General features: G+C 48.5%; 23 protein-coding genes and 1 tRNA gene. 14 read left to right on the forward strand and 10 right to left on the reverse strand.

The window, feature by feature from the left end; genetic code table 11:
- Positions 1–200: 200 nt before the first annotated feature.
- A tRNA-Leu gene (locus tag JRI95_06360) sits at positions 201–288 on the reverse strand.
- A gap of 336 nt (positions 289–624) precedes the next feature.
- Here JRI95_06360 and JRI95_06365 point away from each other — a divergent pair.
- From JRI95_06365 to JRI95_06375, 3 genes are read left to right on the forward strand one after another with little or no spacing between them, the layout of a single operon-like run.
- Positions 625–1,335: a 4Fe-4S binding protein gene (locus JRI95_06365; GenBank protein ID MBW2061173.1), complete on the forward strand. Its 711-nt coding sequence runs from the start codon at positions 625–627 to the stop codon at positions 1,333–1,335.
- Between the two features lie 12 nt (positions 1,336–1,347).
- Complete coding sequence (locus JRI95_06370; protein ID MBW2061174.1) at positions 1,348–1,962, forward strand: hypothetical protein; 615 nt, start codon at positions 1,348–1,350, stop codon at positions 1,960–1,962.
- A 59-nt stretch (positions 1,963–2,021) separates the two neighbouring features.
- Positions 2,022–2,429 (forward strand): PaaI family thioesterase, encoded by a 408-nt coding sequence (locus tag JRI95_06375; GenBank protein ID MBW2061175.1) that lies wholly within the window; start codon positions 2,022–2,024, stop codon positions 2,427–2,429.
- 151 nt (positions 2,430–2,580) lie between these two features.
- On the opposite strand, the gene JRI95_06380 is transcribed toward JRI95_06375, so the two are convergent.
- The 4 genes from JRI95_06380 to JRI95_06395 form a co-directional block, all read right to left on the reverse strand.
- Positions 2,581–4,200 (reverse strand): 4Fe-4S binding protein, encoded by a 1,620-nt coding sequence (locus JRI95_06380; GenBank protein ID MBW2061176.1) that lies wholly within the window; start codon positions 4,198–4,200, stop codon positions 2,581–2,583.
- A complete protein-coding gene (locus tag JRI95_06385) occupies positions 4,200–5,120 on the reverse strand; it encodes a DUF362 domain-containing protein (GenBank protein ID MBW2061177.1) in 921 nt (306 codons plus the stop codon). Before JRI95_06385 ends, JRI95_06380 begins: the two co-directional genes overlap by 1 nt.
- A 129-nt stretch (positions 5,121–5,249) precedes the next feature.
- Positions 5,250–5,963, reverse strand: coding sequence for an AAA family ATPase (locus JRI95_06390; protein MBW2061178.1), 714 nt, complete (start codon positions 5,961–5,963; stop codon positions 5,250–5,252).
- Positions 5,964–6,004: 41 nt separating this feature from the next.
- A complete protein-coding gene (locus tag JRI95_06395) occupies positions 6,005–7,915 on the reverse strand; it encodes a hypothetical protein (protein ID MBW2061179.1) in 1,911 nt (636 codons plus the stop codon).
- A 293-nt stretch (positions 7,916–8,208) separates the two neighbouring features.
- Here JRI95_06395 and JRI95_06400 point away from each other — a divergent pair, with 293 nt between their 5' ends.
- The gene (locus JRI95_06400) at positions 8,209–9,624 is read left to right on the forward strand and encodes a malonyl-CoA decarboxylase family protein (protein MBW2061180.1); all 1,416 of its coding nucleotides are present in this window, start codon (positions 8,209–8,211) and stop codon (positions 9,622–9,624) included.
- Positions 9,625–9,714: 90 nt separating this feature from the next.
- Here the strand turns inward: JRI95_06400 and JRI95_06405 are convergent, their stop codons facing one another.
- Positions 9,715–10,212, reverse strand: a complete 498-nt coding sequence (locus tag JRI95_06405; GenBank protein ID MBW2061181.1) for an NIPSNAP family protein — start codon at positions 10,210–10,212, stop codon at positions 9,715–9,717.
- 438 nt (positions 10,213–10,650) lie between these two features.
- Here JRI95_06405 and JRI95_06410 point away from each other — a divergent pair, with 438 nt between their 5' ends.
- From JRI95_06410 to JRI95_06440, 7 genes are all read left to right on the forward strand, one after another.
- Positions 10,651–11,889, forward strand: a complete 1,239-nt coding sequence (locus tag JRI95_06410; protein MBW2061182.1) for a saccharopine dehydrogenase NADP-binding domain-containing protein — start codon at positions 10,651–10,653, stop codon at positions 11,887–11,889.
- Between the two features lie 106 nt (positions 11,890–11,995).
- Complete coding sequence (locus JRI95_06415) at positions 11,996–13,324, forward strand: extracellular solute-binding protein (GenBank protein MBW2061183.1); 1,329 nt, start codon at positions 11,996–11,998, stop codon at positions 13,322–13,324.
- 71 nt (positions 13,325–13,395) lie between these two features.
- Positions 13,396–14,346 (forward strand): sugar ABC transporter permease, encoded by a 951-nt coding sequence (locus tag JRI95_06420; protein MBW2061184.1) that lies wholly within the window; start codon positions 13,396–13,398, stop codon positions 14,344–14,346.
- A gap of 21 nt (positions 14,347–14,367) precedes the next feature.
- Entirely contained in the window at positions 14,368–15,228 is an 861-nt protein-coding gene (locus tag JRI95_06425) for a carbohydrate ABC transporter permease (protein MBW2061185.1), read from the forward strand.
- Between the two features lie 2 nt (positions 15,229–15,230).
- Positions 15,231–16,304 (forward strand): ABC transporter ATP-binding protein, encoded by a 1,074-nt coding sequence (locus tag JRI95_06430; GenBank protein ID MBW2061186.1) that lies wholly within the window; start codon positions 15,231–15,233, stop codon positions 16,302–16,304.
- 203 nt (positions 16,305–16,507) lie between these two features.
- On the forward strand, positions 16,508–16,870 hold the full coding sequence (locus JRI95_06435) for a hypothetical protein (GenBank protein ID MBW2061187.1): 363 nt from the start codon (positions 16,508–16,510) through the stop codon (positions 16,868–16,870).
- Positions 16,871–16,879: 9 nt separating this feature from the next.
- Positions 16,880–17,332, forward strand: coding sequence for a hypothetical protein (locus JRI95_06440; GenBank protein ID MBW2061188.1), 453 nt, complete (start codon positions 16,880–16,882; stop codon positions 17,330–17,332).
- Position 17,333: 1 nt separating this feature from the next.
- Here JRI95_06440 and mnmA read toward each other — a convergent pair whose 3' ends face one another.
- The 4 genes from mnmA to JRI95_06460 form a co-directional block, all read right to left on the reverse strand.
- The gene (mnmA, locus tag JRI95_06445; GenBank protein MBW2061189.1) at positions 17,334–18,419 is read right to left on the reverse strand and encodes a tRNA 2-thiouridine(34) synthase MnmA; all 1,086 of its coding nucleotides are present in this window, start codon (positions 18,417–18,419) and stop codon (positions 17,334–17,336) included.
- A gap of 96 nt (positions 18,420–18,515) precedes the next feature.
- Positions 18,516–18,929, reverse strand: a complete 414-nt coding sequence (locus JRI95_06450; GenBank protein MBW2061190.1) for a 4Fe-4S binding protein — start codon at positions 18,927–18,929, stop codon at positions 18,516–18,518.
- Positions 18,930–18,954: 25 nt separating this feature from the next.
- Positions 18,955–20,136, reverse strand: a complete 1,182-nt coding sequence (locus JRI95_06455; protein ID MBW2061191.1) for a pyridoxal phosphate-dependent aminotransferase — start codon at positions 20,134–20,136, stop codon at positions 18,955–18,957.
- Positions 20,137–20,253: 117 nt separating this feature from the next.
- The gene (locus tag JRI95_06460) at positions 20,254–20,634 is read right to left on the reverse strand and encodes a response regulator (GenBank protein ID MBW2061192.1); all 381 of its coding nucleotides are present in this window, start codon (positions 20,632–20,634) and stop codon (positions 20,254–20,256) included.
- Between the two features lie 425 nt (positions 20,635–21,059).
- Between JRI95_06460 and JRI95_06465 the strand changes: the two genes are divergently transcribed.
- The 3 genes from JRI95_06465 (at position 21,060) to JRI95_06475 (ending at position 23,302) form a co-directional block, all read left to right on the forward strand.
- Positions 21,060–21,335 (forward strand): HU family DNA-binding protein, encoded by a 276-nt coding sequence (locus tag JRI95_06465; GenBank protein MBW2061193.1) that lies wholly within the window; start codon positions 21,060–21,062, stop codon positions 21,333–21,335.
- Positions 21,336–21,659: 324 nt separating this feature from the next.
- Positions 21,660–22,412: an MBL fold metallo-hydrolase gene (locus tag JRI95_06470; GenBank protein MBW2061194.1), complete on the forward strand. Its 753-nt coding sequence runs from the start codon at positions 21,660–21,662 to the stop codon at positions 22,410–22,412.
- Positions 22,413–22,510: 98 nt separating this feature from the next.
- Complete coding sequence (locus JRI95_06475) at positions 22,511–23,302, forward strand: hypothetical protein (protein ID MBW2061195.1); 792 nt, start codon at positions 22,511–22,513, stop codon at positions 23,300–23,302.
- Positions 23,303–23,616: the final 314 nt, after the last annotated feature.

The raw sequence follows: 23,616 nt of genomic DNA on the forward strand, positions 1-23,616 counted from the left end.
TTTCAAAATAGCTCGTCGGAGGCGGCGGCTTCTCCGCTTGCGGCATAGGAGTTGATTTGATAGATTAACCAAACACTAGGGGGACACTGTCAACTCAAGTCTGATTCAGGACAATCCCAAATGGTGACAAATACGGTGACAGTCGGTCAGGATGGCGTAATTGGTAGGAGTGAGGGAGAGGGGCAAGTTGTTGATATTATTGGTGCCCGGGGCCGGAATCGAACCGGCACGGGGAAGAACCCCGAGGGATTTTAAGTCCCTTGCGTCTACCAATTCCGCCACCCGGGCATGCGAATATTTAACTGTCTGGCCCACAGAATGTCAAGGCTTAACTCATAACCAAATGAAATGACAGGTCTTTGGATTAAAGTAAATCGAGAAGTAAACTACAACCTCTGGTTAGGAAAACAACAATATTACCTCTGAACCCAGTCGAACCCATGATGGCGGGAAATACCGTTAGCTAACTTAGATAGTTCTTATGGTTCTTATAAAACCACTTGACACTTCTCATGCTATAAGATATAGGCGAAAACATATTTCTGTGGCTGAATCGAGTTAAATAGCTCTTTAACTTGGCCCTGTTCAAATGTGGTTTCTTCTTAATGAGGAGATTTGCTCGCGATGTATATTGATAAAGACCTTTGCCAAAGTTGCCTTGACTGCCTGCCTGTCTGTCCCATGGGCGCGATCATGCTGAAGGATAAAGAGGTTATTATTGACTATGAGATGTGCGTCGAATGCGGGGTATGCCGCCGCTTCCGCATCTGCCCTGAAGACGCAATAAAACAGGTGGAAGAAATTCCTTATCCGAGAATTATCAGGGCGGTCTTTTCAGATCCGCTGGTGACGCACGAAAGCACAGGGATTGGCGGTCGCGGCACCGAAGAGATGAAGACAAATGATGTTACAAATAATTTTACTTTGGGAAAAATCGGTTTTTCCGTGGAATTAGGACGTCCTGGTGTGGGGGCTTATCTGAGTGATCTTGATAAAGTAGCCAGGAAGGTTACCTCCATGGGGGTTATATTTGCCGAAGAGAACCCGGTCATTCCCTTGATTGCAGACCGTAAGACCGGGGCATTGAGACCGGAAATCCTTAAAGAAAAGGTGCTGAGCGCCATTGTCGAGTTTCTTGTGCCAGAAGAAGATGCACTTGACTTCATTGACGAATTGAAAAAATTCATGAATGAGGAACTGGAAACAGTAGCCACGATGAGCGTTATATCTCGGGCTGACCAAAATGGAGATTCTGAGTTTCTGAAAAAGTTGAAAGATCATGGGGAAACTCCTTATCCCAATGGTAAGGTCAATATCGGGATGGCGATTGTCTGATCAGGAGGAGTCATGACGCATACGTTAAATAGAAGAGGTCTTTCAGAAGACAGGACTCATGATGAAATTGTTATTCTCTGCATGGCTCAACAAAAACAAAAAACTCAAAAACAGGAAGCCCTGAAAGAGATAACTCGAACGATCCTTAAATATAAACCGGATAATATCATGAGCGCTCCCCTTGGGGCTAATGAGGAAGCGATCATCGCTATGTCGGTCGGTGCTGGTATTATCACCGCGGTTTTTAATAATAATGAAGATGTTCGGAACGTGGTCGCAGAGATTAAATCAAAAAAACTGGGTGTATCCATGGTGCTTTCCGGCCTCTTTGAGGATGTGCGGGGTATTTGTGCGGCGAATAACATGCAAGAACATACCTATCACATATCTTTGGGTATTTTCGGGAGGACGGACAAGCTGCCAGACGATAAAACCATGGAAATCACCACTCAGTGCGGCCATGCCTTGATCTCTCCTCACCTGGTAAATGATATTGTCAAAAAAATAAAGAAAGGCAAAATGACCGGGGCAGAAGGAGCAAGACTGCTCATCAAGCCTTGTGTTTGCGGAGTCGGAAATCCGAAGAGGATAGAAACAATCCTCGATGAAATGGCAAAAAGCGAGTAAGGAGATGTCAAAAGACATCCCAGAATCACTGACAATTTTTACCAAAGAAAAATAGTACTTTGTCTAAAAAATTCCCCTTACAATCAAAAGGATTTCACCCGTTTGGTGAATTAATCGGCCTTAATTTTATAAAATTCGAGGCCGGATATAGTCAGTGCGCTTTAGAGGTAAACGAAAAGCTGCTTAATCCACATCACGTGGCGCATGGTGGTGTTATCTATTCGATGGTTGATACAGGCATGGGCGGGGCGCTTTACCAGGTCTTGAAAAAGGATGAACTCTGCACCACCATTGAAATCAAGATAGCATACTTCGCGTCCGTAGCCTCGGGAACGCTCACCTGTGATACACGAATAGTTCATAAAGGCAAGAGAATCGCTACCCTGGAATCGGAAGTAAAAAAAGGAAAAACACTTGTCGCCAAGGCGATGGGAACATTTCTTATATATTCAACGAAGAAAAGTTAATATCCTAGAAACTCACTTCATTTTCATAAGGATAAATCATCTAAAACTGGCTGGAGGTAAGGCTGTTCAAGCAGTTCGTCCGGTATCTTGACAATGAATTATGACAGACTGGCTTTGCAGGCTTGATGTTGAGTTGAAGTCGATCCTGAACTCATTCGGTAAAGCCAGGAGCCGGGCCGCGCGTATCCTTTTCTTCTGATTCTGGTAAACCATACTCATCCTTGGGTCTGAGGACCAGTTTAAGCCCCTGACGTTTAGCTTCCTCCTCATACGAACCCCTACTCTGCCTGAGCGCGCCCATGGGCGTTACGACAATAGCGGCCTGATTCTGGACCGGGCAGAAATATTCGCAATAACCGCAGCCAGCACACCTGTCTTCAATCACGTGCGGCACAGGAACCTCGTGCTCCGGTTCATCTTTAAACACCACGGCGTCAAAGGGACAGACCTCATCGCAAACCAGACATTTCTTCTGATGCTCCCAGGCCAGGCACGCATGGCGCAGAATAACGGCCGTGCCTAGCTTGGCCCATATTCGTTCGTTTTTTAACAGGTTTGTAATTGCATTTGTCGGGCAGACCTCACCGCAGCGTATACACTCAGGATCGCACGGACCGCGCCGCATATTGAGCGCCGGGCTGAAAAGACCGATAAATCCAGCTTGAAACCAGATCGGCTGAAGCGTATTGGTCGGACAGGCAGCCATACATTCGCCGCAGCGCACGCAGCGCGATAAAAACTCCTTCTCCGGTAAAGCGCCTGGCGGCCGGATGAGTCTTGGGTCGGCAACCTGACCAAGCGCACCCTGATTGGAAACCGCCTTCAGCCCGGTGAGGCTGATGGCGGCTGTGACAGCTCCAGTCAGTCCCGAAGCGATAAACCGGCGGCGGGTTTGCGAAAATTCAACACCATGAGAAGGCTGGCCGGGAACCTCGCTGGTAAAGGCGACCGCATCAACAGGGCAAACCTTTTCACAGGTTCGACAAACGATGCATTCTTCATGAAGCGTGAGACAGGGGTCTTCCGGGATCGCACCCATGGGACAAGACTCAACGCACTTCCCGCAGTCCGTGCAATCTTCAGTCACGCGGCGGCGCAACAGCGGCTTTCTGGAAACAAGGGCCAGGAGCGCCCCTGAAGGGCAGAGGTAGCGACACCAGAAACGGGGTGAAAATCTGGCACTGGCAAAGATAGCGGCAAAAAAAACCAAAATAAAAAACTGGGTGGCAAAACGGGGGGTTTTGATCTGAGCAAAAACAAGGCTGCTGATACCGAATCGGTCAGCCAGAGGCTGAATGATGCTGAGGATTCCGTCTGCGAAAAGCGCGAAAACGGGATAGACAACCAATCCATAGAAACGGGTGATCAGCGAAAGGGGAGCGGCGATGAAGATGAGGGAGACGCCCAGAACGGCGGCCCCAAATAAAAAGGCAATGATATAGTATTTGATCGGCCGTAAGTTTCCTAATCGTGGCCGTTTTTCATGTGAAGGGCAGAATATCTTGTCAGTACCGTCCAAAGTGGTGCCCAAGGGACAGATGTATCCGCAAAAGATTCGGCCGAGCACGAGGGTGATCAGAAGCACCAGAATGGCTGTAAGAAAGCTCAGGGAAAAGTACCTGGCGCTGACGAGCGTTCCCATAAAATGGGTTGGGTCGAGCTGGAGAAAGGAGTCAACAGGTAGGTAAGACCCAAATGAAGTAGAAGCTACTATTAGGAAAAAAAGAAAAAGGGCGAGGCTGATAAGCTGGATGGCGCGGCGGAGAGACATCAGAGCGTCATAGTCTTTATGGTCAGGTTTTCCACGTCCATGCGCCCTAATCCGCGTTTATGAGCCTCCAGGATGTGACCCACCTGTCGGGGCTTGAATCGTCTGCCATACCACTCGAACATGGAAACCGCACACGCATCCGCGGCGACCATATCCTTGGAGACAATGATCTTCTTTTCATGAAGGACCTTACCCGGCCCACCAGGCCCGTTCGTGGACAGCACCCGGCTGGCGTCAATTACCGCCAGATCAGCTTTGAGCAATGTACATAGGTCCACAATGCTCGTATCCAGATCATACCGCCAGTGCATGGCTCGGCGCTTTCTAATAAGCCCCATCATACCTTTCATGGAAAGACTCACACCAGCGGCCGCGTGAGACTTGGCCACAGGTGCGGCGATGAGCACATCGCTTTTAAGCACCTCCTTCATGACCTCGTTACTGGTCATATCCGTGGCTTTGGGGATGTCAACCCTCTTAAAATGTTTGCTGCTGGTGATCATCGCCACCGTGCAGTCATCAATGGGGTTACAGGTATCATAAATCCCGGAGCGCTCCAGGCAGCGCTTGGCCGAGGCAAGAGGATTGTCCAGGATCAACACCTTGGCCGCCCCCGCCTCTTTGCACATGACCGCAAGCTCCCGAACGACTTCAGGATGCGTGTTCGTAGCTGACTCCGGTGGGTGAGAGAAACTCATGTTCGGCTTAATCAACACCCTATCCCCAGGTTTTACGAATTGACCCATGCCGCCTAAAAGGTTCAGCGCGGCCCGTGTCGCCGCCCCTGGCGCGCCCTCGACAACAACAATATCCGGTTCGCCAACCGCCATACTTTCTTTTGGCAACAGCAATCCGGTCGAACCTGCCGCCAGCGCGAAAGCGCCTTGAAGATGGTATCTCAAGAAATCTCGACGATTCATCTTATCTCCCTATCAATCTCGATGAGGTTATAAACATACCATAAACCTTCAGGCCTTGCATGGGCCATCCTGGCAATTTATAAATTCTGGGAATATGTTGAGGCAGATTAGCCTTATAATCCGGCCAGCTTACTCCAGGTACTTGCTCCGATCCGCCATAAAATCTTTATATACCCGGTAGTATTCCGTCTCCTCATAATCTATCTCTTTGATAGGGATAGTGTCAAAGCTGTAAATAGATGCCTGCGGAACTGCCAGGAGAATCGGAGAATGCGTGGCGACAATGAATTGCGCGTGCCCGGCCTGGCTCATATCTTGCAATAATTTAAGCAACTCCAGTTGACTTTTTGGAGAAAGAGCCGTTTCAGGTTCATCTAAAAAATAAAGCCCTTTGATTTTATAGCGAGCCCTGAAAAAAGATAGTAGGGATTGGCCATGGGATTGGGTTATCAGCGATTTGCCTCCGAAATATTTGAGCACCCCAGGGTCCGTTGTGGCCCATTCATCCAGGATTTGAGCAAAATTTCTAAATATCCCGGAGGAAAAAAATGATCCGGGCACCAACCCGTCAATCCATTCCACGGCGATGAACCTGTAGAACTCCCCTTCGTGAGGGTTAAATTGAAAGCGGGTTCTTTCAATGCCGCGCCAGATGTGGATGCCGCATTTGAGAGCCAGGGCCTCCAGCAAGGTTGATTTTCCGGTGCCATTTTCTCCAATAAGGAAGGTTACGGGCGCATGAAACAAAATACTTCTGGTTCGATGAAAGATCTCCAGATTAAAAGGATATTGCTCCCTGGTAGGGTATTTTTCAGGGGAGAATGTAACCTTCTTAAGATGCATTGAGATTTTTCTTCCAGTGAGCGGCTGATTTCATGAATAGATCAAACGACAAGCCCCTCTCGTGCCAGTCCTTCCGCAACTTCAGGTAGATTCAGTTCCTCAAGTTTCGCCCTTGTCTGGAGGCCGGTGGGGCCATCCCAGCCGCGAATCTGGTAGTACTCATCCTTCATTTTTTCAAATTCATCCCTGTCCACGACCAGCCCCTTTCGTGAAAAGGGCTCGCCGTCTTTGCCTGGAACGAGGCAATTCGGATTGCCATAATCGCCTCTCAGGCCGATGGTGAAATTATATTCCCTGATAGTGTCATGTTCCCTGCCCGCGTGTCCTTCCCTGGCGAGAATGGCTCTTTGCAGATTAAAGACGCGCTCCCCTATTTTGTACAGGCTTTGTTCGTCAATAGCCATTCCTGTCACGGCCGCACACACCTGACTTTCCAGTGTCGGATCGCCAACGTGATCTTCAGTGACAGGGCTATGGATAACGGGCCAGGAAAAATCACACAGGATCAGGGACTCCTTGGCATACTGGCGATTCTGAATCCTGGCGGCTGACATGGCCTTGCCTTCATAGGTCGAAAAGTCACCGCAAATTTCGTCTCCCCAGAATCGTTTGGCTATGGCCCGAAACACATCGGAGGTCATGTAACTATCTCGCATCCCCATCTCACGGCCGGCCCACATCAATGCCTGGGAGCTTACTTCGTGAAGCTGCTGAATGGGCATTCTGGGCTCCACCGCATAGAGTAGGCCGGTGGTAAGATATAATCTGGCGCCATAAACGGAATTCTCTCCGGACTTGGCCATATAATCTGTAATATATTGTTCAGAATTCTGCCCTACCCTTTCAGCCGCTTTAGTGGTCCCATCGGCCAGTACCTCACCGAAACCCTCCCGGAAGGAGATTTTTTTAAGCAGTGTTTCGATAAATTCAAGGCTCCCCAGTTTGGTTAAAGGTAGACCGGTTTCTTCCTCAGTCAGGACGCCCGCCTTATGACATCTGCTCAGCCACATGATCATGGTCTCCACAGAACGCGTATCCAGCCCATAATCGTCACACAATTTATTGGCCTGAAAGGAGACTTCGGTAACCTTTCCATAATAACGTTGAGCTCGAATCTCATAGAAAAAGGCTGACTGGCAAATATATTTGCCAACCTCTCCATTTTCTGCCATATAGTTGGCCCTCATGCATCCATTGATACAGCCGAAGCAAATATCTTTTTTAAGCCGCTCCGCGGGCAGCAATGTTGGCCAGACGCCTGGGGGTGGCTTTAATTCACGCACTTTTTTCCTCAAGACCCGGACTTTATCCCTGTCAGCGACCTCAATCTTTCCTTGCCCTCTTACAGCAATGGCTTTAAGGTTTTTTGAGCCCATAATTGAAGCCATACCGTTTCCGCCGCTGGAATCCTGGTCGGCGAGCATGGTAGAAAAACTGACCTGGTTTTCCCCGGCAACACCGATCGCCACGATACGAAACGATTTATCCAGTTCCTCCTTCAACCGATTACGTGTATAGATGGCTCCTTTGTCTTTGAGAAAAGAGGCGTCCTTCAATTCCACCTTGTCATCATCAATCAACAGGTAAAGTAACTTATCCGCCTTCCCATGCGCGATAATACCGTCATAACCAGCGAATTTTAACTGTGCACCCCAGGCGCCGCCCAAATTACAATAAGAGAACTGATTGAAGACTGGAGATTTGCCAGAGACCTGCCACCTGGACCCGGCCAGACCGGGAACACCGCCAACAGGACCGGTCATGATGACAAGCCGATTCTCAGGATCGAAAGGACCGGCTTCTTTGGGTACTTCATCCCAGTGAACCTTAACTGCAATTCCCCTGCCGCCTAAGAACTGGTTCGCATAAATTTCGGTCGGGATGGTGCTGATATCGCCCGTCGAAAGGTTTATTTTTAATATCTTGCCAGCATATCCTTTTCTGGTTGGCATTTGGGCTGACCTCCTTCAATGACTTTCTCTTCGGATTTCATAAACCCTTGCACGCATTGCATCATGGCACAGCCATATGGGATCAATCAAGGAAAAATCTAGTCTCCGTTGAGATAAATGGATAGTCCTTGACTGAAACCGTTAAGAGAGCTTATGTTAAAAAATGATGGAGTCAAATCTATCTGGGCGGAAACCTGGTTTGGAAATCATTTATTGGACTGTAGAACTGGATCATTGAATGATGAGGACCCTAAAACGATTGTCAAGCAATCTGGCTGAAGAGGGGACGTAATATGGCACAAAAAAACCAGGCTCATCATAGAGGCGGCAACTCGAAACCAGCCATAGCAGAGTCGGAGAAACAGCAAGTGGAGTCCTTGATTCAAGCAGTAAGGGAGACCCTGGACGCCTCGGCTGTAGAACCTGTGAGACTCCAAAAGATTAGGGATGGTTATCTGCACTTGACCGCTCAGGATAAGGGTGATTTTTTTTCACGACTCCTGAACACTGTTGAGGTTCAGCCTGATGATATCAACCCTCTTCTGGAACAGCTTTCCTCAGCTATCAATGACCCGTCTCGCTGGCAACAGGCTCTGATTGATCTGCGATCGGGAATAGAAAGCCCGCGACTGCGCTTGTTTCGCCACTTCATCAGCCTGCCAGGCGGACTGAAGTTCCTGCTGGACCTTCGGGCTGATATCCTGTCCGCCCTTCGTCGCGGCATGCCAGAACTGAGCCCTTTAGATCGTGATCTGGTCTATCTCTTTGAAGCATGGTTTCAGGGGGGGTTCCTCTTTCTGGAGGAGATTTCACTTGATTCTTCCTTCCGGCAGATCGAAATCATTAAGAATGGGGATATGGTTCATCCCATGACCAGCCTCGAAGAGATGGGGCAGCGCCTGGGCCGAGACCGCCGCTGCTTTGCCTTATACCACCAGGCCATGCCCGAGGAACCAGTGGTCTTCATTGAGGTCGCCTTGACAAAGGGGATCGTCAAATCCATTCAAGAAATCATTGGTCCGCGGATTGAGTCGAAAAAGGAGCAGGCGCAGAAGGACACAGCCGTCTTTTACTCCATCAATAATACTCAGAATGGTCTCGCCGGCCTGGGACTGGGCCAGTTCCTGATTTTTCAGGTGGTGGACTATTTGAAAAAGGACGCCCCGGAGATCAAAACCTTCTGTACGCTCAGCCCCATGACCGGCTTCTGGCCGCGATATCTCAGACCTATGCTGGAAGGCGCATCCGAAGGCCTCAACATGAAGATAGATGACATGATGAAGGTCTTTGACAAGCAGGTCCGAGCCCTCTTGAAGCAGGAATGTATTAGCCAAGGAGGCAGCGAAGAAAGCGATTTCGCCAAAACACTACTTCAGGTTTTTTCCAATCCTAAGTGGATGGAAAATAAAACATTGTTGAGAACCCTAAGTAAACCGCTCGAACGTCTAGGATACGCCTATCTGACCGAAGAAAGTGATCGAGCCGGAAGGTACCTGGACCCGGTCGCCAATTTCCACCTAGGTAACGGGGCTACCCTATCGCCGCGAAACGTGAACTTCGGGGCTACCTGGACCCCCCAGGGTCTGGAGGGATCTCTGAGCCTCATGGTGAATTATATGTACTCTCAGAACTGGTGGCGGCAGATAAGGGACTCCATGGCTAAGCTAGGCGGACGCCTGCCTGGATTGTCCCGACCCTGGGGCAGATAACTAGCCTCAGAAACAGTTTAAAGGTTTTTCCCTTTAGGCTTCTCCAGCCGGAACTCAAGAATTGTATGAGTCCTGCACAAGCCGCCTGAATCAAATCTCCTGGTAACGCTCGTCCAGTCCTGGCATGAAGTAGGGACCGCCCGGGCTTACCCCGCCCTCAAGGAACTGAGCCGAGATTTCCAAGGTCAGGGAACGCCGCACACGTAAGGCCTCGCGGCACTTTTTCCAGTCAGGCCCGTTGCCTCCAAGGCGCGCTGCTTCCCGCGTCATCTTCCAGTGAGCCATACTGGCGTAACGTGTAAGGAGATAAACCTCGTCCCAATCCGGACTGAGTTCTGTTTCGCCTGACGGCGGCACTACTTTCCACATCCCCACAATTCGGGCTCCAATCTTCTCGAAGAAAGGCCAGACCCCCTCTTCACTGACGCGGCGGAACTCCTCATAACCTCCTTTCTTGATCCTCCAGTGACGGAGCACGGCAATCTCATGACCTGACTGCGCCACATCGTTCCGAACTGGCCTCTTCTCACTCTCAACGGTCTTTCCGTTCTCAACTGTACCGCCTATGAACCTTTTCTCGTCCGCCATCTTTTATCACCTATCCCCTTCCTGACTCATCGCATTAAATGTGAAGAGCGGGCTTTTGTTATTACAGATTAAAACGACCTGGATTATTGAAAGCAAAATATCGCGTGTCAAGGAAAAAAGAATAAATACTATCGTTTCAGAGGATTCGGTCTTTATGGCCTTTATTAATCGCTTGACAGATCAAGATAATGTACTTTAATGTCTGGAATATACCAATTCTATTCATATTTAAGCTGTTCTTAAATCATCAAGGCCGAAAATACGAGACTTGGCTTTCTAACGCCCCCAGAACCTTAGTCTCAAAGATATATTTAACTAGTTATAAAAATTGTGAAAAAGGCGCCTATAAAATGGTAGATACAATTTCTAATCAGAGCAAGCTCAAACTTCATGTTAAATTTCGCAATTACTTTAACCTTTTCATCATAGGAGATTAATATGTCTAAGAAGAAGATGCGAGTTGTTGCCTTAGGCGGCTGCGGGGGAATGGGGCAGTTTGCAGTTCGGACTGCCCGGCCCTTCGACTTTGTGGATGAGATCGTTATTGCTGATATAAATGGTGAACGTGCGCGGGATTTCGCAGAGCAATGCGGTTCCAAGGCGAGTTCAGTTGAAGTCAATGTAGAGGATAAAGAAGCCTTGAGGCGTCTCGTTTCGGGAGCCGATGTCCTCCTGAACATGGTTGGGCCTTACTACCAATTTGGTGTACCAATCCTGCGCACTGCGATCGAGGCCGGATGTCACTACATTGATATCAATGATGACTGGGAGCCGACCCTTGACATGTTGAAACTCGATGAAGAGGCCCGCCAGGCAGGGATCACCGCCATCATCGGTATGGGCGCCAGCCCGGGCGTCTCGAACCTGCTCGCGGTCAAGGCCATGAGTCTTCTCGACACGATTGAGGACCTTGTTACAGGATGGGGGGCTGGACTCACCGGTGATGAGGATGTGGAAAAGCCGGGCGAAGGGGGTACTTTCGGCGCTGCAATTGAACACTGGGTGCAGCAATTCACAGGAAAAATCCGCCTCCTGCGCAATGGGGAGCTGGTAGATGTTTCCCCTCTTGAAAAAATAAAGCTCAACTATCCTGGCATTGGTCAGGTCACGACTTATACGGTCGGGCATCCGGAACCGATAACACTGCCGCGGTTTAAGCCGGAAATTCAAAACAGTTGTAATGTCATGGACTTCCCACCACAGATCATCACGGTTTTACGCTGGCTTTCCGAAGAGGTGGATTCCGGGCGAAAAACCATCCGTGAGGCCTCGGACTGGTTAGAGAGTATGACTGACGATTGGTCTATGAGGATGTATTTTTCAAAGCTGGGGCTTCGGATTCTTTTAACCAGTCTTCGTAATGTCCTGAGTCCTAAAAAAAACCTCAGCACACTGTTCGCTCTTGCGACCGGAACCCGCGATGGCAAACAAACTACAGTCGGGGTGACCCTCTCCAGTTGGCCAACCGGTGGCATGGAAAAGATGACCATGGGAGCCATAACCGGCGTGCCCGTTGCGCTTGCCTTGGCGATGTTCGCGCGGGGGCAGATTGACCGGCCGGGTGTATCGGCCCCGGAGAATGTCATTGACCCTGACGCGTTTTTCGACGAACTCGCATTATGTTGCACACCGACGTATGCAAACGCCAGAGAGCTCCTGGTCATTTCGATCTTGTAAATCACCATACAGTACCTTGCATCTTGGTTGACATATATGGTCTTATGATGGATTATAAACAAGTAATAATACTTAGGAGGTGGTGATCATGTGGCGACGTATTTTTATGGTTTTTGTTATTTTATGTCTTTTAATACCTTTCGCTCAACAGGCCCAAGCCAAAACCCAAATCACCTTCTGGACCACTGAGGTGGAACAGGACCGACTAAAAATTCAAAAAGATATCGCTCATAAGTTTGCCCAAAAAACTGGCATTGATGTTCGCGTGATTCCAGTACAGGAAAATTTATTGGCCGAAAAAGTCACTGCTGCTTATGCAGCAAAGTCCCTCCCGGACGTTCTCTTCCACCCCATTGACTTTACAATTGGATGGGCTGAGGCGGGAATTCTGGATACTCAGTCCGCAACCGAGGCCATAAAAAGCTTAGGCAGGGAAACCTTTGGCGCAGGTACCCTCAACCTCGTTCGAGTGCCAACCGGTTACGCCGCGATCCCCATAGATGGATGGGGTCAAATTCTTCTCTTTCGCAAGGACCTTTTTAAGGCAAAAGGATTATCCACTCCTGACAGCTGGAACAGCATTATTAAGGCAGCGGAGGCGCTCCATAATCCGCCTTTGATCTGGGGCTTCGAAGCGGCCACGGATCCTAGCCAGTCATATACCCAGCAAGTTTTCGAACACTTCGCGTTATCTAATGGGGTTAAACTCGTGGGACCATCAGGAGACATTGCCCTCAACACTCTGGAGATGATCCAGACGCTCAAATTTTATAAGGACCTAACCCGGTTCTCCCCACCAGGAAATATTTACTGGCTTCATACCCGGATGGATTATCTCTCAGGACGCGCGGCCATGATTATCTGGTCGCCTTTTATCCTGGATGAGCTTTCAGGTCTGAGGCGGGATCAGCCCGTCGTTCCGGATATTGTAAAAGGGCAGAAGGGATTCCTGGCCAAGAATACCGGCTTCGTTAGCATCATTCGGGGACCTAAAGGAGCGGCGCAATATGGTCAGCTCAGTTACCTGGGCATTACAAAAGATGCAAATACGGCCCTGGCAAAAAAATGGGTGATGTATCTTTTGAGTGATGGCTACCTGAAATGGCTGAGCATGGCTCCGGAAGGGAAACTGCCTGTTCGAAAAGGCACCGCTCAGTCGCCAAATCGTTTCATCGAAGGGTGGAAGGACCTCGAGTTTGGAGTTACGACCCGGGCTAGGATTTCGGAATATTACGGCATGGAGACTGTAAAAACCATTGTCAGCGGGGTGGATGGATTTGACCGCTGGGGGTTTGCCAAAGGCAAGGGAGCCCTTATTTCTAAAATCTATGGCACCAAGGTGATTCCCAAAATCCTCAAACGATATCTCGACGGCGAACTCAGTGCCGAGCAAGCCGCCCGGCTCATGAATGAACGGGTAAAAGCTCTGGAATAAAGCTGGATTTTTAAGCTCTCCATGAATGTATATCTTGTTGGATCAAGATTGCGGGGTACCGTTTTAACCCTATGAAACAGCAAACGCTCACGCTCTCAGGCCGGGAGGCCAGGCTTGCCTTCTGGATGCTGGCCCCGACCTTTGCAATCGTTTTCGTTATCATCATCTTCCCGGTTGTCTGGAACGTCTGGCTGAGCCTGAAACCGGTCACTCTCGGAGATCTTCGAGGCGCTTCTCTTTTTAAATTTAACCTGACGGTAACAAATTTTCTTAAGGTTTTCACGGATCCGGACTTTGGAACCGTCTTCCTGACCACGATAATCTATGCCACGCTGGGGAGCGCCTTATCTATTTTTCTAGGATTGATTGCGGCTCTCCTTGTCAACGGGGAATTTCCCGGCCGCAGTCTGTTGAGGGGACTTTTTCTTTCCCCTTATATTACTCCAGTGGTGGCCGTCACTTTTACCTGGAGTTTTATTCTCGATCCACAACTTGGGGTCCTGAACTGGCTGGCGGTGGATAAAGGCCTCTTTAGTCAGCCGATCCCTTTCCTCTCCCAGCGCTGGTGGGAATTGAACCTGCTGGTGGGCACGGTGCGTATTCCCCTGGCGCTTACTTCGGTGATCTTTTTCGAAGGCTGGCGTTATTTCCCTTTCGCTTTCCTTTTTCTCCTGGCGCGACTTCAGGCCATACCTGAAGATCTTTACCAGGCTTCAGCAGTTGACGGGGCCAGTCCTTTTCAGCGTTTCCGCCACGTGACGCTTCCTCAGCTTTATTTAGTTTTGGCCAACCTCTTTCTCTTTCGCTTTATATGGACCTTCAATAAATTCGACGATATCTTCCTCTTGACCAGAGGGCAGGCCGGGACAGAGGTTCTAACGATCAAGGTCTATGATTACGCCTTTGGTGAATTCAACATCGGGGCCAGTTCAGCGGTGGCCATCGTCCTCTTTGTCACGCTGGCCCTCTTCCTTATTATCTACTTCCGCTGGATCGCCAGGGAGGCTCAAAGCTTTTTATAGGAGCGACGCTTGCTAAGATTCATGGGCAAAGAATTAAATCGTGAAAAATTTGAAATAATGGCCATTCGCATCCTCAGGATAGCCGGTCTGGTGTTTTTCATCATCATCGTAGCCTTCCCTTTTTACTGGATGCTGGTCTCATCTTTTAAATCCCTGGAGGAACTCCTTTTAAAACCCGCTAATTTATGGCTGGACCTTCGAAAACTCAATCTTAACGCTTACTCTGAAGTTCTCTTCACACATGGTTTTGCACGATATATTTTAAACAGCACCTATGTCTCAATCATCACGGTCGTGTTATCTGTAACTCTGGCTACCATAGGCGGCTATGCCGTGACCCGACTTCGTTTCCGCGGACAGGGTTTGATGTCCTTGGGCATTTTGCTTATCTATATGTTCCCGGCCATTGTTCTGGTTATTCCGCTGTATGTTATATTTTCAAAGTTTGGACTTCGCGATTCAGTCAACATATTGGTCCTGGTGTATCTGGCGCAGACGCTTCCAGTAGCCCTGTATATGCTGCGAAGCTACTTCCTCACCCTTCCTCCTGAGATGGAGTATGCAGGATTGACGGACGGGTGCACCCGGTTCGGCGTGATCTGGCGTATCGTCATTCCTCTCTCAGCCCCGGCCCTGGCCAGCGTGGCCCTGTTCACTTTTATGATCGCCTGGAATGAGTTTCTTTTCGCCTTCATGTTTCTGGACACCCCTGAAAAATTTACCCTGTCACGCGGGGTGGTCCAGCTTGCTGCAAGCGTCCACCTGTCCAAACAGCTGGTTATGGCTGCTTCCGTTATGGTCACGGTTCCGATTTTGGTCCTCTTTCTTATTTCTGAACGTTTTCTGGTTCGTGGGTTGACCGCCGGGGCCATGAAAGGCTGATCATGTCATCACTGACTCTGAAAGGTATTACCAAGCGTTTTGGAAAAGTTACGGCCCTTAGAGAAGCGAATCTGCACGTTGAGGATGGAGAATTCTGTGTACTTCTGGGGCCTTCAGGCTGCGGGAAAAGCACCTTGCTTAATATTATCGCCGGTCTGATTCCTCAGGATGAAGGTTTGGTGCTTCTGGATGGTGAGCCTGTAGATCAGCTTTCCCCCAGGGAGCGCGACGTGGCCATGGTCTTCCAGAACTATGCCTTGTACCCGCATATGACCGTAGCGCAAAACCTGGGCTTCGGACTGCGTATGCGGCAGGTTCCCAAGACAATGATCCAGGACCAGGTCCTTGAAACGGCCCGTTTGTTGGGTATTGAGGACCTTTTAGATCGAAAACCCAGGGAACTTTCAGGTGGTCAACGGCAGCGGGTGGCCATGGGCCGGGCCCTGGTGCGGCGACCCAGGCTTTTCCTCCTTGATGAACCTCTGAGTAATCTGGATGCCCGCCTCAGGGCCAGTGTTCGCGTGGAACTAAAACAACTTCACCAGCAGATCCTAGGGACCATCACCTATGTTACCCACGATCAGGTCGAAGCCATGACTCTTGGAGATAAAGTAGTAGTTATGAAAGACGGGAAGATCATCCAGACCGGCGCTCCTGAGAATATTTACGAACATCCTGCAGACACCTTTGTTGCCACCTTTATTGGATCGCCGGAAATGAATCTGTACAAGGGAAGAATCGTAAAAAAACAAGGGCGGTTGTCTTTTAAAGGGGATGGATTCATCCTGGAACTTGTCGGCCTTCAGACGGAACTCGAGGAAGGCGAAGTGGAGATAGGCATCCGTCCGGAGGACATCAAAATCGGTCAAAAGGAGGCCATTGTCCTTGAAGCCAAGGCGGAAATGCTGAGCAACATCGGTTCGGAGAAGTATATCCACGCCCGTCTCGGTCAGAAGAATCTTACAGCACGCGCTCCAAAAGAAGTCATACTCCGGCCCGGTCAAGCCATCCCCTTAACTATTGATCCGGCCAGGTTACATATCTTCCGTGAAGGACGCTCAATCGAGAGGCATTAAACTCCTATTCCCACCGCTTATTCGTCTCTTTCAGTGTAACAAAACCCTGTGACCCTGCCAGACAGGGATCATCTTGTCAGAATACTGCATGTTATACTCTAATTATGAACGGTGCTAGCTTCATGACCTTTGGATAAATAATTATGAAAACAAAAATTAAATTGAGCCACTCCCTGGACTAGAAATTCGACAGGATAACTATTTTGGCCAGGATTAAAGAAAAAACCTTTCGCCGGATCGTAAATATTGTCTATCGGGAATCTGGCATTGTTCTCCAAACAAAACGAGAGCTTGTTGAGGCCCGTATTGCCGGTCTCTGCCGAAAAAAAGGGTATGAAAGCCCGGAAGTGTTTCTGGAATACCTGGAAAAAGACATCACTGGTTCTGCTATGGTCGAGCTACTGGACAAGATCAGTACGAATGTAACCTATTTTTTTCGAAAAAAAGCCCATTTTGAATTTCTGGTAAAGGTGATAATGCCCGATTTGATGACCAGAAAAAAGTCAGAAGGCTCAAACAGGGTCCGGTTTTGGAGCGCGGCCTGTTCCAGCGGGGAAGAACCCTAGAGCCTGGCGATGGCCACGCATGAATACTGGGGAAATGGTGATGGATGGGACTTTAAAATTCTCGCCACTGACATCTCGACCGAGGTCTTAAAAAAGGCCCGGCAGGGCGTATATTCACGCCAGGAAGTTCTTAAGGCGCCCCCTCACCTTGTCCAGAGCTATTTTTCATGGACCGGTGATCGTCACAACCCTCTCTATGCAGTTCATAACGAGATCAAGCAGATGGTCGTTTTCAGAAGATTAAACCTGCTTGAGCAAACCTATCCTTTTACCGGCCTGTTTGACCTGATCATGTGCCGCAATGTGATGATCTATTTTGACCAGGAGACAAAGGAAGCCATACTAAAGCGGTTTTATCGTTGTATGCACAAAGGCGCCAGTTTGTTTACCGGCCACTCTGAATCTCTGTCTGGATACGAGCATTACTTCAAGCGAGTCAAGGCGGCTGTTTATAGAAAATAGACTATCCGGTTGAGCGTTTTTCTATCCAGCCGCCACCGAGAAGAAGATGATCATCATAAAAGGCGGCAGCCTGGCCCGGTGTGATAGCTGATTGAGGCTGACAAAAAACGATTTCAGCTCGATTGTCTGGGAGCTGCCTAACCTGAGCCAAGGCCGGACGATGACGCGAGCGAATCTGAACTTTAGCCAAAAAATGAGGTTCAGGGGGCGTAAAACTCCAGACCAGATCACGAACAAAGACATTCCGGGACAGAGTTTGTTCTTTTGTGCCCAGGACAATCTGGTTTCTTTCAACGTCCAAGGCCAGAACGTAATAAGGTTCCGGTCCAGGTATCCCAAGCGCCCGCCTTTGGCCGATGGTATAGTGAATCAAACCTCGATGGCGTCCTAGAACACGACCCTCAAGGTTCACGAACTCTCCGGGGGTGATTTCCTGGAGAGCAAGACGGGAGAGGATGAAGTCTCGGTAGTTTTCCCCGGCTAAAAAGCAGGCATCCTGACTCTCAATTCGGTGAGGCAGTCCAAGTTTGGCTGCCTCTTTTTCTACCTCGATCTTGCTCAGATCAGCTAATGGAAATATAGCCCTGGAGAGCATTTGGCCGGTGAGGCGGCAAAGGAAGTAGGTCTGATCCTTGGCCCGGTCATGCGCCCGAGACAAAACGGGTGTTTCACCCCCTGCGGAGGTGATCAGCCGGGCATAATGCCCGGTGGCCAGATATTCGGCTCCTCTCGCCTGAGCTATCTCCCAAAGAAGACCAAACTTTATCGTGGGGTTACAAGACACACAAGGATTGGGGGTCTCCCCTTGAGTATAGGCCCGAATAAAAGGGCTTACAATCAGGTTCTCAAATTCCGAGGATAGATCGAGGACCTCGAGGTCCAAGCCAAGAAGACGGGCCGCTTTCCGGGCCTGATCCAGCCCAGAGGGTTCGGCCGTCAGGATCAGATGAAAGGCCATGACTTCATAACCTTTATCAATGAGACGCCGGGCGGCCACGGTCGAATCCACGCCGCCCGACATGGCCACGGCCACGCGGGCGCCGCGTTCGGGAAGGATTAGTTTTCTATGGGTTTTGCTTTCAGTCAAGTAGCGCCTCAATGCAGTTGTCTGGAATAAAAAAAGGCCCGCCCCCATAATCGCGCTAATTAAAAAAGCGGACCCCGGCCAGAAAAAATGAGCTTCCTAAAGCACTTTCATACTGTTAAACTTGACCGACATAGCTCGCGGCGGGCAAACAGATACACAAAGCTCACAGGCGCTGCATTTCTCCGGTTCAAAAACAACTTCCATGTCCGGCCGTTTTATCCACAGAGCGCCGGTCGGACAGACCGAGATACAGGTCCCGCACTGGTAACAGACATTATCGTTCCGAAGAATTTCCTGGCCGACGTTCTCGACCCTAACACCCGTCTTCTTGAGGTAACGCACCCCCTGACTAACGTCTTTCCGCTGCCCGGAAAGCTCCAGCACCAGGCGTCCTTCCTGGTGCGGATAAATTACCGCGGAGAGGATGTTAAAGGTTAAATCAAACTGCTTCACCAGGTTGCAGACAATGGGTCTGCTGACAACCGATCTGGGAAAATGTAAGCTGAGCATCCTGGAGTAAGTAATGGCGACCTCCTTACTTAAGCCTGTCCCGGACGCGCTTAAATCCAGGCAAGGCCTTTTCAATTATTTTTTCATCAACACAGTAAGCCAGGCGGAAATATCCAGGTTTTCCAAATCCCGACCCAGGAACAATCAAGATATTTTCCTCTTGCATCGCTTGTGTGAAGGCAACATCGTCTTCTATCGGAGAACGGGGAAAAAGATAAAAAGCCCCCTGAGGTACAATCAACTCATACCCGCTATCTTTTAACCCTTTAACAAAGATGTCCCGCCGCCTTTTATAGATCCCGATATCCACACATTGTCCCTGAAGACCGGCCACGGCGCGCTGCATTAAGGCCGGGGCGTTCACAAAACCCAAAATGCGGTTATTCAGAATTAAGCCACCAGTAAGCAGCTGCTTATCCGAAACGTTGGGATGCACAGTTAAAAACCCGATCCGCTCACCAGGCAGAGACAGGTCTTTTGAATAGGATGTCACACAAAGAACATACTCATAATGAGTAAAGACACTCGGCACCGCAGTCTCATCATAAACTATTTTACGGTAAGGCTCGTCTGAAATAAGGAACACAGGCCGCTCAACCTTAGAAGTGACCCTGGTTAGGAGAGCGCTCAGTTCGCGCAGGTTTTCCTCTGGATAAACCACACCAGTAGGATTGTTGGGCGAGTTGATCAGCACGGCCCGGGTCTTATCGGAAACAGCAGCTTCGATATTGTCAATATTGAGTGTAAAGTCAGGATTGCTGTCCACCACCTTTATCACGCCGCCGTGGTTGTCCACATAGAAATTATATTCCACAAAATAGGGGCTGATAACAATAACTTCATCACCTGGGTCAAGCACCGTTTTGAGGGCGACATTCAGGCCGCCGCCTGCGCCCACGGTCATGATAACATCATCTGCAGAAAAGCTTAACTCGAATTCATCGCTCAGGTATTCTGCAACAGCGGTTCTGGTTTCAACCAATCCAGCGTTTGACATATAACCATGGAGTCCTGGTGTTTCGTCCACGGCCAATGCTTTTAAGGCGGTTTTAAATTCAGCCGGCGGTTCCACATCCGGGTTTCCTAAAGAAAAGTCAAACACATTTTCCGGACCGATCTCAGCTCGTAATCGAGCCCCGGCCTCAAACATTTCTCGTATCCATGATGACCTCTGGATAAACCCCTGAATTTTATCAGCTACTATCATGCTCCTTTTCGCTCTCTTTCTTAGAATAAATGTCTTCTTAAACCTAGGCCGAAAAAAACAGACCTCTACTTAAGACTTACCAAAATAATCCTAATAGCTCAAATACAATTTATGTTTTCAGGAAAAAATTTTATTGATTTTGTCACTCAGCGTCTCAGTGGTGAAAGGCTTGACCACATAATTGCTGACCTTGGCTTTCACTGCTTCAATGATGTTATCCTGCTGGGCTTCGGCAGTAACCATGAGGAAAGGGGTGTCATGAATTCCTTCACTCTGGCGAACATGGCGCAGAAGTTCGATACCGGTCATCTTTGGCATGTCCCAGTCGGAAATAATCAGGTCTATTTTCTCCTTTTTCAGGATATCAACCGCTGTGGAACCATCATCTGCTTCCACGATATCATTGAAATTGAGCTGGCGAAGAATATTCTTAAGAATCCGCCGCATGGTGGAGAAATCATCAACAATCAATATTTTCATATTCGTGTCAGCTGGCATAACTCAAGACTCCCAATATCTTTTCTGATACTTAAAATAGAACAAATATTTTTCCCAGTATCAACCCAATTCTAGCGCGAGCCTTTAAACGATCCCGGCAGGAAACCAGTCCCCCCGGCGGATTTTATCCGTAATCTCGCCCGAGCCAGACATAGATTCCCTAAACTTATTGTACGCTAGTGTCATGAGTTACAAGTTCGTTCACAAAATTTCTTGATATTTTCTAAAATCTGATCTGCGGTTTTTGTCCAGATAAATTCTGCTAATCTGCCTTACGACGCACAGGAAAATCATTTGAATTGACAAAGCTGATCTACCTGGGTATTCTTCATCAATCTCAAAACGGAAGTAGTAACCAATATTTTGCCAAAGCGGTCTTTGGTCCCAGTATCCGAATAAAACGCGAGGAATTGAAAGGAGAGTGTATGAATAAGAGTGATTTAATTAACGAGGCGGCCAAGATTTTAAATACCAAAAAAGAGGCTGAGACTGTGGTCAACTGTGTTCTTTCCAGTATAAAAGAGGCCGTAGTAAACGAAGAAAAGGTCGCTTTGGCTGATTTTGGTAGTTTTGACGTCAAGATAAGGAAGGCCAGGAAGGGTAGGAATCCTCAGACCGGGGAGGAAATTCAAATCGCAGAGAAGAAAGTCATCCAATTCCGCCCGGCAAAATCCTGGGGAGATGAGGTAAATAACAGATAGTTGAGCCTATAAGGATTTCTGGTGGTAAATATCGAGTTCTTTTCGACGCTGGCAGAAAGATCAGTTTAGGGCAAAAGACAGTGGCGAAATACTGATTAAAAGGGTTACGAGGCAGTTGCCGCAGAATTCAGATGTAATATTGTTTTGGTGAAAGTCACGTCCACGCCTGGGAATAAATTCTGGCTGAGTTTATAAAAAGATCGTTGACCAGGGCTGCCGCGAAAAGGATTTGATATGCAGACAGTTAAAAAAAGGATACTGGTTGAGACCGACTATATCGGGGCCAATGTAAGCTGCATCTCCACAACACGGGGACTGGTTTTTGTGGATAGCCCATTTTTACCTAAGGATGGCAAAAAATGGGCTGACCTTACCAAAGAGCGAACAGGTAAGGACATAGCTTATGTCATCAATACGGATCACCATTATGACCATTTGATGGGAAACGTATTTTTAACCAATAATATTATCTGCCATACCACAGCGGCCAAAGGCATGGGTTACCTCAGAAATAAACCGGCCCTGAAAGCAGTAATCAAGGATGCATTCCCCGATGTACTCCCAAAATATGAATCCGACATTGATCAACTTATCATTGTTACACCACACATTACATTTGAAAGAAAGCTTACACTGGATATGGGGAATGCCACGATTGTTCTCGAATTCGTCGGCGGACATTCGCCTGCCACTATAATAATTTATTTTGCCGAAGAAAGGGTTTTGTTTACCGGAGATAATGTCGAAGGGCAATTCCCCTTTTTTGGGCAGGCCCATTTTGGGAAATGGAAGGAAGCCCTCAAGAAAATGCTTTCAATGGATATTGATGTAGTAGTTCCTGGGCACGGTTCGGTGGGTGGAAAAGAAATGGTTGAAAACTATCTCGCCTTTTTTCAGGAGCTGGAAGGTGAGGTGAAGGATTTCCAGCGCCAAGGGCTCACGATTGATGAAATGGTAGTAAGGAGTAAAACCATTAACTTTTTCCCAAATGAAGAAACCGGAGCCCAGGACCTTGCCGGATCCTGGATAGGAGCCCAGTATAAGTCAGCCGCAAAAGCAGTACTGGGAGAGGCCTAAGTGACCTGCCTCCAGAAACCGAATCTCTAAAGGGTGATTTAACAGTATAACTTTGGCGGTTGCCAGATAATTCAGGACAATATAAAGGAGACCGCAAAATGCATCCATTAATAAATCAGGAAATGCTTGAAACGATCCGTACCACAGGCAAGACTAATGACAGTCTCCCTGACAGGACAGATGTGCTTGAAAAACATGGACTTCCATATGACCGACCGGCGGAAAACGCAATCATAACCGGCTGTCAAATACTGGCCTCACTCCCGCACGTCCTGGCCTCGCTTTCAGGTCTATTGGACAAAAAAGATTTTTCCCACACTTTCCTCTCCGAGGAGTACTGCTGTGGCAACTATCTCTACCGACCCATCATCGCAGCCCGTGACGACGAGGCAATGACTGAGTGCCGCGAAATATCCAAGAAATTTGTGGCTAAAAATGTCAGCCGCGCTAAAGAACTTGGAGCCCAGCGCATTATTATTTTTTGTTCTCCATGCTATCCGGTATACAAGCATAGCATGCCGGAGGAAAACATCGTGTTTTACCCGGAGGCCATAAACGAGGTCGTGGAAACTGTAAACTTTGACCGGCGGATAGATTATTACGCCGGATGTTACAAACTACACAAAAGAATAGCGCCTGTGACCATGGACTTGAAGTCCACAAACGATATTCTGGCCAAGATGGAGGGATTGGAAATAAACCGGATAAGCGCGCCAGAATGCTGTTTTAAACCGGCGGGCCTATCACACATGATTGATAACGTGAAAACCGATCTCATGGTCCATATCTGCACTGGATGCTATGGCCAGGCTAGAGCGAACCTGCCGAAAGACAAGGGGACCGAGGTGCTCATGCTCCCCGAATTTGTCGAAAGAGCTTTAAACCAATAACCGAATATAGACGAGATGAAATCTTCACCCCTCGATGTTTCCAATATAGTATTTTAGGATAACTTTTTGAAATCCCAATAAGTTTACTATACCAAAAGTATGTATAGATATGACTCGATGGACCTCCGGTTCTGACGCATGCACGTATGTTTTACCTGAGGACCCTATATCATAGGCACAAGATGTGGAAGCGGTCAAATTAAAGATCAGGCAATTTCGACCTCACTGTAGAGCTGTTTTTCCTGGGAGTTCGTTGAACTTGGCTTATTTATTAAAATTGCCTTTTGTGGCCAGTTGGAAAGCATCTCGAATCA

The sequence above is a fragment of the Deltaproteobacteria bacterium genome (genome assembly GCA_019308995.1).
GTDB lineage: Bacteria > Desulfobacterota > Desulfarculia > Adiutricales > JAFDHD01 > JAFDHD01.